At 42.6% G+C, this 15,985-nt stretch carries 14 protein-coding genes; 7 read left to right on the top strand and 7 right to left on the bottom strand.

Translation table 11 applies throughout. The annotated features are described in order from the left end of the window. Positions 1-58 precede the first annotated feature (58 nt). Entirely contained in the window at positions 59-952 is an 894-nt protein-coding gene (locus GPM24_RS03410) for a LysR substrate-binding domain-containing protein (RefSeq protein ID WP_158825328.1), read from the top strand. A 102-nt stretch (positions 953-1,054) separates the two neighbouring features. Next, positions 1,055-1,606 (top strand): type 1 glutamine amidotransferase domain-containing protein, encoded by a 552-nt coding sequence (locus GPM24_RS03405; RefSeq protein ID WP_158825327.1) that lies wholly within the window; start codon positions 1,055-1,057, stop codon positions 1,604-1,606. Positions 1,607-1,701: 95 nt separating this feature from the next. On the opposite strand, the gene GPM24_RS03400 is transcribed toward GPM24_RS03405, so the two are convergent. The 4 genes from GPM24_RS03400 to GPM24_RS03385 form a co-directional block, all read right to left on the bottom strand. Then, on the bottom strand, positions 1,702-2,550 hold the full coding sequence (locus tag GPM24_RS03400) for a type 1 glutamine amidotransferase (RefSeq protein WP_233268724.1): 849 nt from the start codon (positions 2,548-2,550) through the stop codon (positions 1,702-1,704). Next, positions 2,547-3,644 (bottom strand): carboxylate-amine ligase, encoded by a 1,098-nt coding sequence (locus GPM24_RS03395; RefSeq protein ID WP_158825326.1) that lies wholly within the window; start codon positions 3,642-3,644, stop codon positions 2,547-2,549. The genes GPM24_RS03400 and GPM24_RS03395 overlap by 4 nt, the downstream gene beginning before the upstream one ends. 125 nt (positions 3,645-3,769) lie before the next feature. Then, on the bottom strand, positions 3,770-4,987 hold the full coding sequence (locus GPM24_RS03390) for an ATP-grasp domain-containing protein (protein ID WP_233268723.1): 1,218 nt from the start codon (positions 4,985-4,987) through the stop codon (positions 3,770-3,772). A gap of 125 nt (positions 4,988-5,112) precedes the next feature. Then, positions 5,113-5,772, bottom strand: coding sequence for an alpha/beta fold hydrolase (locus tag GPM24_RS03385; protein ID WP_233268722.1), 660 nt, complete (start codon positions 5,770-5,772; stop codon positions 5,113-5,115). Positions 5,773-5,974: 202 nt separating this feature from the next. On the opposite strand from GPM24_RS03385, the gene GPM24_RS03380 reads away from it, so the two are divergent. Next, positions 5,975-6,754: an alpha/beta hydrolase gene (locus GPM24_RS03380; protein WP_158825324.1), complete on the top strand. Its 780-nt coding sequence runs from the start codon at positions 5,975-5,977 to the stop codon at positions 6,752-6,754. Between the two features lie 153 nt (positions 6,755-6,907). Continuing rightward, a complete protein-coding gene (gene typA, locus GPM24_RS03375; protein ID WP_158825323.1) occupies positions 6,908-8,722 on the top strand; it encodes a translational GTPase TypA in 1,815 nt (604 codons plus the stop codon). A gap of 84 nt (positions 8,723-8,806) precedes the next feature. Here the strand turns inward: typA and GPM24_RS03370 are convergent, their stop codons facing one another. Beyond that, positions 8,807-10,297, bottom strand: a complete 1,491-nt coding sequence (locus tag GPM24_RS03370; protein WP_158825322.1) for a lipopolysaccharide biosynthesis protein — start codon at positions 10,295-10,297, stop codon at positions 8,807-8,809. A gap of 56 nt (positions 10,298-10,353) precedes the next feature. On the opposite strand from GPM24_RS03370, the gene GPM24_RS03365 reads away from it, so the two are divergent. The 3 genes from GPM24_RS03365 to GPM24_RS03355 are packed head-to-tail and all read left to right on the top strand — an operon-like array spanning position 10,354 to position 13,108. Then, on the top strand, positions 10,354-11,370 hold the full coding sequence (locus tag GPM24_RS03365; RefSeq protein WP_158825321.1) for a glycosyltransferase family 2 protein: 1,017 nt from the start codon (positions 10,354-10,356) through the stop codon (positions 11,368-11,370). A 47-nt stretch (positions 11,371-11,417) separates the two neighbouring features. Then, positions 11,418-12,191 carry a class I SAM-dependent methyltransferase gene (locus GPM24_RS03360; protein WP_158825320.1) on the top strand — a complete coding sequence of 258 codons (774 nt, stop codon included), beginning with the start codon at positions 11,418-11,420 and terminating at the stop codon, positions 12,189-12,191. Between the two features lie 8 nt (positions 12,192-12,199). Continuing rightward, positions 12,200-13,108 carry a glycosyltransferase gene (locus tag GPM24_RS03355; protein ID WP_158825319.1) on the top strand — a complete coding sequence of 303 codons (909 nt, stop codon included), beginning with the start codon at positions 12,200-12,202 and terminating at the stop codon, positions 13,106-13,108. A gap of 605 nt (positions 13,109-13,713) precedes the next feature. Here GPM24_RS03355 and GPM24_RS03350 read toward each other — a convergent pair. Continuing rightward, positions 13,714-14,460 carry a class I SAM-dependent methyltransferase gene (locus GPM24_RS03350; RefSeq protein WP_158825318.1) on the bottom strand — a complete coding sequence of 249 codons (747 nt, stop codon included), beginning with the start codon at positions 14,458-14,460 and terminating at the stop codon, positions 13,714-13,716. A gap of 246 nt (positions 14,461-14,706) precedes the next feature. Continuing rightward, complete coding sequence (gene hflX, locus GPM24_RS03345; RefSeq protein ID WP_158825317.1) at positions 14,707-15,891, bottom strand: GTPase HflX; 1,185 nt, start codon at positions 15,889-15,891, stop codon at positions 14,707-14,709. Between the last annotated feature and the right edge of the window lie 94 nt (positions 15,892-15,985).

Genomic DNA, 15,985 nt, shown 5'->3' with positions numbered 1-15,985 from the left:
GGGTTGAAAATTTTACCTTTGACTTGTGCTTACTTAACTCAACAAAGTGCACTAAGATATGATTTCGTTTGCGCACCGCGTTTTTCTGGAAGTTGCCGCTAACCTCAGTTTTTCTAAAGCTGCACAGGTATTGTTTGTTACGCAGCCTGCCATCAGCAAACATATTAAAGCGTTGGAAGATCAGTATAAACTACCGTTGTTTGAACGCAAAGGCAACAGCATCATCCTTACCGAAGCCGGCAAAAAGCTAAACGAATACTTGCTGCAGGCTACGGAAATTGAACGGAAAATAGAGTACGATCTATCCGTGCTCAGCAACCAATCGTACGCAGCCGGACATTTACGCCTGGGGGCTAGTACTACTATTGCTTTGTATATTTTACCTTCCATTTTATCGGGCTTTCAGCGGCAGTATGCTAATGTGGGCGTGCAATTGGTAAATCGAAATTCAGAATATATTTTGAATGCGCTGTTAAACCACGAAGTAGATATTGGCATCATCGAGGTTGATAACAAACTGACCAATGTGTCCTATCAGCCGTTTATGAGTGATGAGGTGGTGCCGGTGTGTTCGGCTAAAAGTACGTTAGCAGGAAAATCATTAACGCTTAAGCAGTTGGTTAAAACACCGATGGCCCTGCGTGAGCGGGGGTCGGGTACATTAAATGCTTTGTTGAAAGCCTTGGCAATACAACATATTAAACCAGCCGATCTATCAGTAAAAATCCGCCTAGGCGGTACTGAGGCCCTGAAAAACTTTTTGCTGGCCGACCAGTGCCTGGGCTTTATGCCACGCCCATCCATTGTGCGCGAACTGGCTGAGGGTGACTTGGTAGAAGTACCGGTTGAAGGGTTAAAAATCACCCGCAACTTCTACTTCATCCGCCGTAAAGGCACGGAGGATTACGGCCTGACCAGTAATTTTATGAACTATGCTTTGCAGCATAAGTAAAACGTCATGTTTTAAACTTCCGAAAACTTTATGATTGGCTTGCTGTAGTTTTTTGTGTAGTTCAACATATAAGTTGCGCTATAATAATTGAAAACTATAATTATGGCAACATTAGATAATCGTAAGGTAGCTATCCTTACTGAAGAGGGATTTGAGCAAGTGGAGTTGACCAGCCCGCGTGAAGCATTAATAGCTGCAGGTGCTACAGTAGATATCATTTCACCACAAAGCGGCAAAATTAAAGCATGGGACCAGGACCATTGGGGTATTGAAGTAGACGTAGATAAAACGTTGGATTCTGTAAGTCCGGATGATTATGATGCATTGGTGTTACCGGGCGGCGTATTAAATCCTGATAAGCTGCGCCAGAATAAAGATGCGGTAGCTTTTGTATCTGCCTTTTTAGACGAAGGTAAGCCGGTGGCGGCTATTTGCCATGGTCCGCAATTGCTGATTGAAACTGGCATGATTAAAGGTCGTACATTAACATCATACCCATCCCTGCAAACCGACTTGATAAATGCCGGTGCTAGCTGGGTTGATCAGGAAGTAGTAACCGATAATGGTTTAGTAACCAGCCGTACCCCGGCCGACTTAGATGCTTTCAACAAAAAGACTATTGAGGAAATAGGCGAAGGTGTGCACGAGCAATAAAGCATATTGCGAATAAAAATAAAAAAAGCAGAACCTTAAAGTTCTGCTTTTTTGTTGTTGGCAGTAAGTGTAACTTATAAAATTATCTCCCCACATTATGCTTCCTGTAAGTTTAAAATTGCCTGGTCCAAAAAGTTCGGGATCATGGTAATCTGGGTAAGCAAAATCTTATCCGGGTCTTCCAGGCGTTCAATCATTTCAGTGTATTTGGCTTCGCCATGTTCATGGATAACCTGTTCTTTCTTTTCGTCGGTTATTAAATAAGCCTTCATCCCAACCGGATCGGCCTCCGGGTGAAACTGCGTGCCTACAAAGTAATCATTAAAGCGCACAGCCATTATGGCGCGCGGTAAATCTATATAGGGGCGTTCTTTTTCAATAGCCAGTAGTTTTGCACCGGTTGCCGTGAATTGCTCTTCATTAGGATGTACCACTTGCCATGAACGTGAATCTACTGCATAGAACGGATCATTCAATCCTTCAAAAATCTGTTCTTCTGCACCTTGCTCTACCTGATGTACGGGCAGTACACCAAATGATGGCGAACGGCGCAGGCTTACATTACCCAGTTGTAAGCGGCGGCACATCAGCTGAAAAGAGTGGCACACAAAAAATACATGCTTTTTAGGGCCATTGTTACTGTGATTATGTGCGTCTAAAGCGTCAATCAATTCCCAGTATTTGGTCTCCCAAACGGAACCTTCACTATCCAGCGGGCTACCTGGGCCGCCGCTTGATATGTAAATGTCAAAACTGGCATCTGGTACTTGTTCGTCTTTTCGTACGTCAAAAACCTCGTAGGTAAGATTTAATTTATTAATCTCCCGGTAACGGTCTAAAATATCCTGAAAACAGCGCATACCCTGGTTGGGTATGCCATCGTATAAATCTAATATAGCCACCCGTATAGGTTGCTGATCTGCTGGTGTCATCTCTCTGCTCAAATCCCTTTTAAAGTTTGCGATGTGATATAGTCTACCACATCTGCAAAGTTACCTTTTTGCTGGTAAACAGCCAATTGCCTATCGGCCCCGGTGCCATGTTCTAATATCTGGTGAATGTAATTTAAATCTTGCCGGCTGCCCAGTTCGTCTACCACATCGTCTACAAAGTCCAGCAGTTCCAATATCAAGGCACGAGTGTTTACTTCCTGCTGCTTGCCAAAATCAATCAACTTACCATCAATACCATAACGCGCCGCCCGCCATTTATTTTCATTAATAAGGGCGCGAGAGTAAGATATAAATGACATATTTTGCATGCGCAGCTTGTACAACTTTGCACATAAGGCCTGAAACAGCGCTGTAAAAGCAATAGTTTCATCCACCAGCATAGGGCAATCGCAAATGCGGAACTCAATAGTTTCATAAAATGGATGCACACGCAAATCCCACCATATTTTTTTGGCGTTATCGATACAGTTGGTTTTAACCAGCAGTTTGATGTAGTTATCATACTCCTCAATACTGCTAAATGCATCAGGAATACCCGTGCGTGGAAATTTATCAAATACCTTGGTGCGAAACGAGCGGTAACCCGTATTGCGGCCTTCCCAAAATGGCGAGTTTGCGCTCAATGCAAATACGTGCGGTAAAAAGTAGCGTACCTGGTTAGCAATATGTATAGCCATTTCGCGCGACTGGATACCTACGTGCACATGCAACCCGAAGATGAGGTTAGAGCGTGCGGCCTCCTGCAATTCATCTACAATTTCGTTATACCGGGGGTGTTCCGTTATCAGCTGGTATTGCCAGTGGGAAAACGGATGCGTACCAGCCGCACCAATGCGCAGGCCCATGTCACCAGCCAGTTGCGCAACCGTGAGGCGCAGTTTACTTACCTCTTTGCGTGCCTCTTCGGTATTGCGGCATATATGGGTGCCTACCTCCACTACAGCCTGGTGCATTTCGGCCTTTACCTGATCCTGATGAATGCGCTGCGCACCATCCACAATCTTCTGCTCGTGCGATTTTAATTCCCGGGTAACCGGGTCAATCACCATAAACTCCTCTTCAACCCCAATGGTAAACTCATTCATAATTGCGCTGCTGTCTAATATCAATTACCATTACGAAGAGCGACAGCGACATGACAATTCCGTTGTTCACTTAGGAATACAACGAGATTGCCGCGCTATCGCTCGCAATGACATATTGTTGCTGTTTATTCTTTCTTTTTAGTAGCCTTTTTGCCTTTTTTAGCTGTTTCCGGTGTTGCAACATTTTCTTCAGCAACTGGTGCCGGAGCGGCGGCAGGTACCGATGTTTTTGCGGCTTTAGCCTTAGGCGCTGCTTTAGCTTTCTTTGGTTTTTCTTCTGCTACCGGTTCTGGCTTAGCCTCCTCGGTAATAGTATGATCGATAGCACCAACTGATACATTCGCTTTAGCGGCAGGTGCACTAGCTTTGGCTGCCTTAACAGGTGCCGATACCAAAGGCGTTTTACCTACCGATGCTTTTAGATATTCACCCCAGGTTAAATTATCTATACCGTCTTTTTGCTGCTTGGCGCGCTCAATGGCGTAGGTAGCGGCAGTTTCAACCACCCAATCAAAGTTTTCTTGGCCTACGCTGTTTATATCAGCATCAGGTGCCGGATTGCAGAAGTCAATAGCATATGGAATACCGTCGCGAACGGCAAATTCTACCGTGTTAAAATCGTAACCCAAATACTGGTTTAGCTTCAATACGTATTCTTCAATGGTTTTCAGCAGCTTTTTATCAGCCGGGGCTTTGCCATGCTCATAGCGTAGGTGGTGCGGGTTACGCGGTTCATATTGCATAATGCGCACATGCTTGCCGCCAATGCAATAGCAACGGAAATAATCGTCAAAAACAATTTCTTCCTGTAAAAGCATCACCAACTCGCCGGTGCCTTCAAACTTAGTCCATAGGTCTTCTTTGTCGCTAATTTTGTAAACATCGCGCCAGCCACCGCCGTCAAAAGGCTTCATATAGGCCGGAAAGCCCACATAATCAAATATCGCATCCCAATCCAGCGGGTAGGCCAGGTTGCGAAACGATTGGTCGGTGGTACCGGTTGGATGCTCGCGCGATGGCAGCAATACGGTTTTAGGTACCGGAATGCCTAGCTTAACAGCTAAAGCGTTATTGAAAAACTTTTCATCGGCGCTCCACCAAAAAGGGTTGTTAATTACCGCCGTGCCCGATATCGCCGCATTTTTTAAAGCGGCGCGGTAAAAAGGAACGTCCTGCGAAATACGGTCAACAATTACTGCATAATCTAACGGTTCGCCCTGCAAAATTTTGTCAATGCGAACAAATTCAGCCGTAATGTCTTTCTCGCCTTTTTCGTTAATGCGGTCTATAAAGGCCTGCGGAAACGTATTCTCTTGCCCAAATAAAATGCCTATTTTTTTCATAGTGATGATATGTGTTGATGTTTAGTTGTCTGTTGTCACTGGCCAGGTTCCGGAAACCGGTTGCCGACCAAAAATCTTTACGCTGTATTCTTAATTTTATACTCTTGTTTCTTTAGCGCTTATCTCTATTTTATCGTCGATAAATAATGCGGAAACATTTCTTTCCAGATGGGCCAGTCGTGGTCGGCATTAGGTCGCACATCCAGCCAGTGGTTTATGTGTTTCTGATTTAGAATATGCGATAGCTGGTAATTGTATCCTTTGCAAATGTCATTATCTGAAGTTCCTAATATGATGTTCATTTGCCACAATTCTGGCTGATTGCTGCCCGGTAAAAAATCGACCGGATTATTGTAGAAGATGTTGTCATCATAATATTCATCGGTAAACATTCTGATATCAAAGGCACCGCTCATACTAAACATATGGGCTACACGCTCGGGGTGTTTAAAAGCATAGTTGGCCGCATGATAGCCACCAAAACTGCAACCGGCAGTGCAAACCTTCCATTTGCCGGTTTCGTGCATAGCCCAGGGCACCACTTCCTCGTGCAACATGCGGTCATAATCGGCATGGCGGCGGGCGCGGTCGGCCGGGTGGACGCTTTTGTTATACCAGCTTTCCTGGTCGATACCATCGGGGCAATAAATTTTGATTAAGCCATTATCTACAAACCAACGCACACTATCAAGCAGGCCGTGGTCTTTGTTTTGATAATAGTGCCCCATCGATGTAGGGAACAGGATAACCGGATAGCCATGGGTGCCAAAAACAAGCATCTCCATGTCGCGGTGTAAGTATTGAGAGTACCAGCGGTGATATTGTTCTGTCAAAACTTATAAATGTTTTTATAGATTGATAATGGTAAGATAGCCGCTTTGTTTTAAAAGGGCAACAAATAGGCAAATAATTATGTATAAGTGTTGACATCCTGTACTTTTGTGCTCCCTGGATTTAATAAAGTTGCTGACTGGAACTGCTGTTGACATGAATAATACCGAACACAAACTAAATATAACTTCCGTCCATTTAAACCGCGAAGTAACCTGCACGCTATTGCGTCCCGAAGGTACAGAACCGGTAAGTCTGCTTTTGCTGAATGATGGTCAGGAAGTAGAAGATTTAAACCTGCAAAGCTGCCTGCAAATTTTACATGAGCGCAGCCATATTGACCCAGTACTGGTGGTTGCCATAACGGCCGGCCCTGATAGGATACAGGAATACGGTGTGGCTGGCGTGCCCGACTTTAAACAACGCGGTGCCCAAGCTGATTTATATGCCCGTTTTGTATTGGAAGAATTGCTGCCTGCAGTTCATAAAGAAGCAGATGTTCAGTCGTTTAAAACAACGGCTTTTGCCGGATTTTCATTAGGTGGCCTATCGGCATTAGATACCGCCTGGCATAACGCCGATGTTTTTAACAAAGTGGGTGTATTCTCGGGCTCATTATGGTGGCGCAGTAAAGATTTAGGGGAAGGCTATACAGATGATGACCGTATTATGCATCGTGTTATTCGCGAAAGCGGTAATAAGCCGGAACTGAAATTCTGGCTGCAAACCGGCACCAAAGATGAAACGGCCGACCGTAACAAAAATGGTATTATTGACTCAATTGATGACACTATTGACTTAATTAAAGAGCTGGAAGCTAAAGGTTATACCCGCCCGGCTGATATTCAGTACGTGGAAGTGGTAGGCGGCGAGCATAATACGGCTACCTGGGGCAAGGCTATGTCAAAGTTTTTGTGCTGGGCTTTTAGCGGATAAGAGCTTTAAAAGCAAAGGATTGTTTAGCTAATAGTTTATGTTCCTTAATTGTTAAGTTATCCGGTAATTCTCAGAACTTTGTAATTTCCGCGCAAAGCTTTCAAATGCAATAAATTAAGCGTATATTTGCGCAAAATTCAAGAGGCATATTTCATGCAAAATCAAATTCGTAATATCGCTATTATAGCACACGTTGACCACGGTAAAACTACATTGGTTGACAAAATTCTGCACAGCTGTGCCATTTTCCGCGACAATCAGGAAACCGGTGAGCTGATCCTGGACAACAACGACCTGGAACGTGAGCGGGGCATTACCATCGTATCTAAAAACGTATCGGTAAGATATAAAGACATTAAAATCAACATCATTGATACACCTGGTCACGCCGACTTTGGTGGCGAGGTTGAGCGCGTGTTAAAAATGGCCGACGGTGTATTGTTGCTGTGCGACGCTTTTGAAGGCGCCATGCCGCAAACCCGTTTCGTAACTCAAAAGGCTTTGGCTTTAGGCTTAAAACCTATTGTGGTTGTTAATAAAGTAGACAAAGAAAACTGCCGCCCTGAAGAGGTGTACGAGCAAATATTTGAATTGTTCTTTAACTTAGATGCTACTGAAGAGCAATTAGAGTTTCCGGTAATTTACGGTTCATCTAAACAAGGCTGGATGAGCACCGATTATAAAGTTAAAACCGAAGATATCTTCCCTTTAATGGACGCTATCCTGGAAAACATTCCACCGGCACCTATCAGTGAAGGTACTTTGCAGATGCAAATCACTTCGTTAGATTATTCATCTTTCGTAGGTCGTATTGCAATAGGCCGTGTGGCTCGTGGTGTTATCAAAGAAAACCAACCGGTATCTTTGGTAAAACGCGATGGCACTATCCAAAAATCAAGAATCAAAGAGCTTTACACTTTCGAAGGTTTAGGTAAAGTTAAAGTTCAGGAAGTAAAATCGGGCGATATTTGTGCGGTTGTAGGTATTGAAGGTTTTGATATTGGCGATACTATTGCCGATTTTGAAAACCCAGAGCAACTGGAAGTAATCCACATTGATGAGCCAACCATGAACATGTTGTTCACCATCAATACTTCACCGTTTTTTGGTAAAGAAGGCAAGTTTGTAACATCACGTCACCTGCGCGATCGTTTGTACAAAGAGATGGAGAAAAACCTGGCGCTTAAAGTTATTGAAACCGAATCGCCGGATTCATACTTGGTTTATGGCCGTGGTATTCTTCACTTATCTGTATTGATTGAAACCATGCGTCGTGAAGGTTACGAGTTGCAGGTTGGTCAGCCACAGGTAATTATCAAAGAAATTGATGGTGTTAAATGTGAGCCTGTCGAAGTATTAACTGTAGACGTACCTGGTGATGTTGCCGGTAAAGTAATTGAACTGGTAACCCAGCGTAAAGGAGACTTACTGGTAATGGAGCCTAAAGGCGACTTACAACACTTAGAGTTCGAAATTCCATCACGTGGTATTATCGGATTACGTAACAACGTATTAACGGCTACCGGTGGCGAGGCTATTATGGCACACCGCTTTAAAGCTTATGAGCCTTGGAAAGGTCAGATCCCTGGTCGTTCAAACGGTGTATTGGTATCTATGGATACCGGTAAAACTACTGCTTTTGCTATCGATAAATTGCAAGACCGTGGTCGTTTCTTCATCGAGCCAGGCGTAGATATTTATGAAGGTCAGGTTTTGGGTGAGCACATTCGCGATAACGATTTGGTGATCAACTTAACCAAAGGTAAGCAGTTAACCAACATGCGTGCATCAGGTAGTGATACCAACGTGCGTATTGCACCGGCCATCAAATTCTCGTTAGAAGAATCAATGGAGTATATTCAGGCTGACGAGTACATTGAGGTAACCCCGCAAAGTATCCGTATCCGTAAAATATATTTGAACGAGAACGAAAGAAAAATTAACGCTAAAAAGTTTGCACAAGCTTAAGCTTTAAAAACTTACTATAAAAAAAGCCCTGTGTGTTATACACAGGGCTTTTTTTTGTGGCTGCAAAATCATTGTATGTATAAATTACTTGCTTTTTAAAATGCCTGCTTTATAAAGCACCTGATTAACCACCCGGTTTATATCGGCTGATAAATTTAAAAAGTATACCGCTGCTCCAAACAGCACGGTTATCAATGTGCTTCTTAAAAAAGCGTTCAATATCCAGTTACTGTTAGCTGGAACCAGCCACGCGGCCAAAAAGTAAACAGCTAGCATAATAATAATTGTTGTCGGTACCTTTAGCGTAAACGGCTGCATTTTAAATACTAGCAGAATAAAAAGATATCTGAAAAAATTAAAAATAATTAGTGCGGCAGCATAAGCTATTGCAGCGCCTGTTAATCCATATTTAGGTATTAAAAGAATGTTTAGCCCAATAGTGATACCAATAAGCAACACATAAAAGAACGAATCGTATTTAAAATAGCGGGATGTGCCTATTAAAATGGCGTTGATACCTGTAGCTGAATCAATTACAAAGCCTAGGCCTACAAAAAACACCACGTACTGGCCCGAGCTGTACCCTTTTGGAAGCCAGTGAAAGATAAAATCGATATTGGCCCATATCAGTATAAAAATAATAAGTGAACTGATAAGCTGGTTGATACAGCTTTTCTCGTATAACTCGCTTATCTGGCTCATGTTATTGTTTTTCCAAGCATCCGCCACTACAGTAAACGCTATGCCATATAAAGCCTTGGTGGGCACAGTAATAATATTGGTTAGATTGAAAGCCAAAGTGTAAATTCCAGCACCAGCCAAACCATAGTTTTTGTTGATGAAATAGGTATCAATGTTTTGTAGGATAATAGGTGCATAGCCGGTTAAAATAGCGAACAGGCAGATGTTTAATAGCTTACGGGCCATTTCCTTGTCTAAAAACTTGAAATCGGGTCGTAGTGGAAATTGCTTGTTGTAAACCAGTTTAACCATCAGTAAAACGGTAGGCAATATATTGGCCACCAGCCACAGTATCATAAACCGTTCGAAGCTAATGGCCTTAAAATAAATCAAAGCAAGCGGAATAAGAATAAATACCCGTTTAATGAACTCGCTTAAAAACGTACCTGTAACTACATCATACAACATGCGAGCATACAGGTTAAACACATTGAAAAACAGCGTAAAAACAGTAAGCGGTACCAAATACCAGTAATACTCTTTAAATAGGTTCGATTTCTGGGCTTTTTGGCTGATAATGTCATCCTTAAACACATAGGCCGCTATCATAAACAACAACGTGCCCACTACAGCTACCGCGCATGATAAAAACAGGTAACCATGATGCTGCTTTTCTTCATTCCTGAAATAAGGAAAGTACCGGGTGGTGCCGTTAAAGCCTAGCATGGCAAACTGAGCAAACAGCAAAGCATAACTAGGTAATAAACCGGTTAAGCCAACCTGCTCTTTTGTTAACGCATGGGGTTGTATTAGATAAAGTGATAGAAAGGCAATGAGTATGCCCAGATAATTATAAAAGGAGCTTTTAAGAGTTTGTTGCTGGATAACGCCCATTTAAGATGTTGCTGTAAATCGGATTGTAAGATAAAGTAATATTTTTGACAAAATTTATGGCAAACATAAAACATAAAATCAGTGTACTAACGGTAACTTACGGTAACAGGTGGAATTTTTTGAGCCAGGTTATTGAACGGGTGCTCGGTTTTGAGCAGGTAAGCAACGTGGTGATCGTGAATAATGCGTCTGATTACAATGTAACTGAGAAAGTAAGCGCTCTGGGCGACAACAGGTTGAATGTTTTAGATTTTGCAGAAAACCTAGGGTCTGCCGGTGGCTATAAAGCAGCGCTTGCCTATGCGCATGAACATACCGATGCTGATTTTTATTTTTTGCTGGATGATGATAATGTGCCTGATGGCAATTTCGCAGAAGTACTTTTGCAAGCCTTTGCCGAGCTAAAATATAAAAATGCCATAACGGCTTTATACAGTCTCCGCCCTGATCGTAAAGCGCATATCAAAATAGCACAGGGCGAAGATCCGAAACGCTATTATCTGGTGCCCAATAATTTTTTGGGATTTAACGTATTCCGTATCCCTTATAATCAGTTACAAAAGTGGCGGGATAAGCAAAACGTGAGCAACAAGGCTTACCAAAAATATGCAGCCTTACCTTATGTGCCATATGGCGGACTATTTTTGCCAAAAAATGTAATAGATATAATTGGTTACCCTGATGAGCGGTTTTACCTGTATGTAGATGATTCTGAATTTTCGTACCGTATTACGGCTGCTGGTGGTGTGATATGGCTGGTGCCGGCATGTCAGGTAACGGATGTAGATAAATCGCAAGGAGTAGGATATAAGCCTAAGGGTGTGTTTTCCTCAGTTTTGCTGGATCAATGGTCGTTTCGTACATATTATCATGTACGTAACCGAATCTTTTTTTATAACCGGGTAGCTACCCAAAGTAAATTTATTTTTAACCTAAATAAATTTTTACTGATGAACTGGCTTAAATTTATCAGTATCATTAATGGTCAAAAAGCTGTGTATAAAAAATTGGCTACTGCTGTTGATGATGGTTTGCACGAACGTCTTGGTAAAGCCGACTCGGCAAAGTTTTAAATACGATAAAACAATCAAATAATTAAAAGATTATAGAGCTATCTTTTATGCCCGAAAAAATAATTGGCGATGATTATAAAACCGCGTATGACGGATTTTATAAAGAGCACGATGAAGCCTGGCGCATGCTGGGCGCTAAGTACAAGGCGCAGCATATCTTAGAGGTTTGCCAGGGCCGCAGTTTCCAAAAAGTATTGGAGGTAGGTGCTGGTGATGGTAGTATACTCAAACATTTGTCGGAACAAAGCTTTGCGCTTGAATTGCATGCGGTCGAGATATCAGGTAGTGGGGTGGAATATATTCTGTCGCGCAATATTGTCAACTTAAAATCGGCACAGGTGTTTGACGGCTATCACTTGCCTTTTGAAGATGATAGCTTTGATTTGATCATTCTGTCGCACGTGCTGGAGCATGTGGAGCATGAACGTATGTTACTGCGCGAAATTAAGCGCGTGGCCAAAATGTGTGTAATTGAAGTACCGCGCGATTATAAGCCCGATGTAGACAAGCGGATTAACCACTTTTTGGCATATGGACACATTAATGTGTATACGCCAACATCTTTACGCTATTTGTTACGTACCGAAGGTTTTGAAATTGTAAAAGATTTAACCTCGATGATAGAACCAGAGGTTACCCGGTTTAATACCTATATCAACCAAAAAAAATCTAAAAGCTTCGTTACCGATTTAAAAATATCAGCAGAATTTGCCATCAAAAAAAATATGGCTGGCTTAATGGGTAAAAAGATGCAGGAACAGCTGGCCAATGCCTATACCGTATTATGTAGCAAAGCATCAGCCCAAACCAAAATATTTTAACACACACTATGCAAAACCTGGCACCCATAGCGCTATTTGTTTACAACCGGCCCGACCACACCCGCCGCACACTCAGCTATTTGCAAAAGAATGTGCTGGCTGAGGAGTCGCGCTTGTATATTTTTTCGGATGGTGCTAAAACGGATGCCGACAATGCCAAGGTAGATGAAGTGCGACAACTGGCCGAGCACGTAACCGGTTTCAAATCGGTCAGGCTTATTAGGCGAGAGCAAAATGTTGGTTTAGCTAATTCTATCATCAATGGCGTAACACAGTTGGTGAATGAATACGGTAAAGTAATAGTGTTTGAAGATGATTTGCTGTCCTCGCCTTTTACACTCGATTACTTTAATGAAGCGCTTGATCGCTATGCCGATCAAGACCAAGTCATGCACATCGGCGCTTATATGTACGATTTAAAAACGCCTAACCTGCCGCAAACCTTTTTTTACCGTGCAGCCACCAGTTGGGGTTGGGCTACCTGGGCACGCGCCTGGCGGTATTTTGAGCCTGATATTGATAAATTGATGCAGCAGTTTGATGCAGGCAAAGTGCATCAGTTTTCTATTGAAAGCACCATGAATTTCTGGAAGCAAATGATGGAGTTTAAGTCTGGCAAAAACAATTCATGGGCTATACGATGGTACGCGTCTATATTTTTACGGGCTGGCTTAACGCTTAACCCTTCGCAGTCGCTCATTCAAAACATTGGGCATGATGGCACAGGGGTGCACTCCAACAATGAAGATATCTATCAGGTAAACATGACCCGGCAGCCGGTAACCCAATATCCTGCCGTAATACAAGAGGATGCAGTAGCCTATCAGGCCATTAAGCAATTCCTTAAAAAACGCAAGGGTAATTTATGGCAAAGAGGAGTGCGGTTTGTAGTGAAGATTAAAACGAAGTATTGGTAAGGTAGAGTTGTGCATTAGTTGCGAGGTTAGTGCTATGTGTTATTGCTGTACCCTGTTAGCATGGGTAAAGTACTTATACCACAGCCTGTGGAAGTTACTTTTTTTTTTACCGCAAAAAAGAAAAGTAACCAAAAGAAAAAGCTCTCGGCCGCACCTTCTTTCTACTTAGGTCAGTACTTCTACATAAGTCAGTAGCTACCGAAAGAAGCTGAATGCCGATTCTTTTTTCGACTCGTTCTGCCAGTGCTTTAGGTTATATAAGAAACAATGTAAAAGAAAACGAAAAGAAGCGCGGAGGCCCGCTGTTGCGCCCGGGCCAGCTATGGCCTTGCGGGCGGAGAGGTGATCGCAACAGCTAGGCCTTTTTGGATACTTTTGTGGCTATGACAAAAGTATCTAGCCCCTGCGGCAATGAGCAGACTGCAATAAGTAAGCAACCACTGAATGTAGTTAAACTAGCAGCACTAAATAAGTATAGCTCAAACTAATTCACTACGTAGGAACGACGAGATTGCTTCGACGGCTACTACGCCATCCACAACTGTCTCGCAATGACGATAACTGAAATCTTGGTTCTTGTTTCTTAGCTCTTACTTCTATTCTTCCTACTTCACTGCCTTCACCACTATATAAGGCGATAAGGCTTTACTTTCAACAGGTACAATCTTCGTAGCTACTTTCCCTGTTAGCCAAAGCAGTTTCAAAAATGCTTTGGTAAGGCCGCTTTGCTGGTTGCGGTTTTCGAGCCAGATAGAGAAATGGCCGTAATAATAAGCTTCCACATCTTTTAAACCCAGCTCGCGGCAGTATTGCGCCAGCGAAGATGGGTTCATGCTGTTGATGTTGTGCTTGTTGTAGTTATCCATATCATAGCTACGCTGCACCCAGCCATTAACGCCGGTAAAGTTGGGAAGCGTAATAAACAGCGTACCACCTGGCTTTAAGAAAGACAGGTGCCGGCTGATCACATCTTGAGTATCGTTGAAATGTTCAATTAATCCGCAGGATAGTACTAAGTCATACTGCTGCTGGGGTTGGTAGCTGAATAGATCACCCTCAATAACTTTTACGTCCTTTTCGGTAAGAGCGTTTGCGGAAAGTACTTCTTTTAGAATAGGCTGGTGAACATAAAAATCGAACAACGATGTATGCAGCCCGAAATACTTTTTTAGAAAAATGGCATAATATCCCGGAAAGCCACCCAATTCAATAGCCGATTGGATAGACCTATTGCCCAGTAGTTTTTTAAACAGCTGATGGAAAGTATAGTTAGCCGGTACATCAAAAGCCAGATCCTTTTTTGATTCCCAGTAGTTTGCCCAGAATTTACGGTCGGTGAGTTCGTTGCTCATTTCAATTGCAAAGAAAAGATTTTTACTGAGATGTATGAGAAAAATCAGATAAGATCAAAAACGTTGTCATCTCGAACGATAGTGAGAGATCTTTTAAAATGATACAAGTTAATCGCTTTTAAAAGATTTCTCGCTAGCACTCGAAATGACATTGTCAGTTTTGCCTTAATAAAAAACAAAAAAGCCATGTACTTAAACATGGCTCAATAACTAATTAAAGTTATATCTGTATTCTTAAATCTGAAATCAATACAACAGTTGGTCATACGGATAGCGCTCGGTGTGTATGGCTATGATTTTGTCATACAACAATTTACGGAACTCATCCACATTCTCTTTTTTCAAGGCCGAGATAAATATCGCCGGACTATTGTTGCTTGCCATCCAGCTGTGCTCAAATTCTTCAATAGTAAGCGGTGTAGCCGGATCTTCGGGATGCGTTTGTACCGGTTGATAAGCGTCAATTTTATTGAATACCGTAATTACTGGTTTGTCAATGGCACCCAAATCTTTCAAGGTTTCATTCACGGTTTTAATCTGGTCTTCGAAATTAGGATGCGATACATCTACCACATGCACTAACACGTCAGCCTCGCGAACTTCGTCCAACGTCGATTTAAAACATTCTACCAAGTGGTGAGGCAGTTTACGGATAAACCCTACAGTATCAGACAGCAGGAACGGCAGGTTATCTACCACAACCTTACGCACCGTAGTATCTAACGTAGCAAACAACTTATTCTCGGCAAACACGTCAGATTTAGACAGCATGTTCATGATAGTAGATTTACCTACGTTGGTATAACCCACCAAAGCCACACGCACCAGTTGATGGCGGTTTTTACGCTGCGTTTCATTTTGACGGTCAATATCCTTCAGCTTGTCTTTCAGCAACGATATCTTATTCAAAATTAAACGACGGTCAGTCTCAATCTGCGACTCACCCGGACCACGCATACCAATACCACCCTTTTGTCGCTCCAAGTGAGTCCACAAGCGGGTTAGTCGTGGTAGTAAATATTGTAACTGGGCCAGTTCCACCTGGGTTTTAGCCTGTGCCGTTTGCGCACGGTTGGCAAAAATATCCAATATCAGGTTGCTTCGGTCCAGTATTTTTACCTGTAGTTCGTTCTCAATATTACGCAGTTGCGATGGCGATAGTTCATCGTCAAACACCACCATATCTATTTCTTCGGCTTTTACATAAGCCTGTATTTCTTCCAGTTTACCGGTACCCACAAAGGTGGCACGTTCGGGCCGCTGTAATTTTTGGGTAAACGTTTTTACGGTTTTTCCACCAGCCGTTTCCACCAAAAACTCCAATTCCTCTAAATATTCCCTTTCCTGTTCTTCGGTTTCATTAGGTGTAATGATACCTACCAAAACAGCGGTTTCCTGCTTTATTGCAGTATCATAAAATTTTTGTTTCATTAACAGTAATATAACAATGTAAATGCCAAGTTACTAAAACCCGTTGAAATGGCGGTTATAATAAACTAGAATGCCATATTAGCAGGGGGCTTTT

Source organism: Mucilaginibacter lacusdianchii (genome assembly GCF_009770985.1).
GTDB lineage: Bacteria > Bacteroidota > Bacteroidia > Sphingobacteriales > Sphingobacteriaceae > Mucilaginibacter > Mucilaginibacter lacusdianchii.
This window is presented reverse-complemented; position numbering and strand designations above follow the sequence as displayed.

Bases quoted from the DNA above. Each gene is read 5' to 3' on its own strand.
- GPM24_RS03410 (WP_158825328.1), top strand. From the start codon at position 59: ATGATTTCGTTTGCGCACCGCGTTTTTCTGGAAGTTGCCGCTAACCTC.
- GPM24_RS03405 (WP_158825327.1), top strand. From the start codon at position 1,055: ATGGCAACATTAGATAATCGTAAGGTAGCTATCCTTACTGAAGAGGGA.
- GPM24_RS03395 (WP_158825326.1), bottom strand. From the start codon at position 3,644: ATGAATGAGTTTACCATTGGGGTTGAAGAGGAGTTTATGGTGATTGAC.
- GPM24_RS03390 (WP_233268723.1), bottom strand. From the start codon at position 4,987: ATGAAAAAAATAGGCATTTTATTTGGGCAAGAGAATACGTTTCCGCAG.
- GPM24_RS03385 (WP_233268722.1), bottom strand. From the start codon at position 5,772: ATGGAGATGCTTGTTTTTGGCACCCATGGCTATCCGGTTATCCTGTTC.
- GPM24_RS03380 (WP_158825324.1), top strand. From the start codon at position 5,975: ATGAATAATACCGAACACAAACTAAATATAACTTCCGTCCATTTAAAC.
- typA (WP_158825323.1), top strand. From the start codon at position 6,908: ATGCAAAATCAAATTCGTAATATCGCTATTATAGCACACGTTGACCAC.
- GPM24_RS03370 (WP_158825322.1), bottom strand. From the start codon at position 10,297: ATGGGCGTTATCCAGCAACAAACTCTTAAAAGCTCCTTTTATAATTAT.
- GPM24_RS03365 (WP_158825321.1), top strand. From the start codon at position 10,354: ATGGCAAACATAAAACATAAAATCAGTGTACTAACGGTAACTTACGGT.
- GPM24_RS03360 (WP_158825320.1), top strand. From the start codon at position 11,418: ATGCCCGAAAAAATAATTGGCGATGATTATAAAACCGCGTATGACGGA.
- GPM24_RS03355 (WP_158825319.1), top strand. From the start codon at position 12,200: ATGCAAAACCTGGCACCCATAGCGCTATTTGTTTACAACCGGCCCGAC.
- GPM24_RS03350 (WP_158825318.1), bottom strand. From the start codon at position 14,460: ATGAGCAACGAACTCACCGACCGTAAATTCTGGGCAAACTACTGGGAA.
- hflX (WP_158825317.1), bottom strand. From the start codon at position 15,891: ATGAAACAAAAATTTTATGATACTGCAATAAAGCAGGAAACCGCTGTT.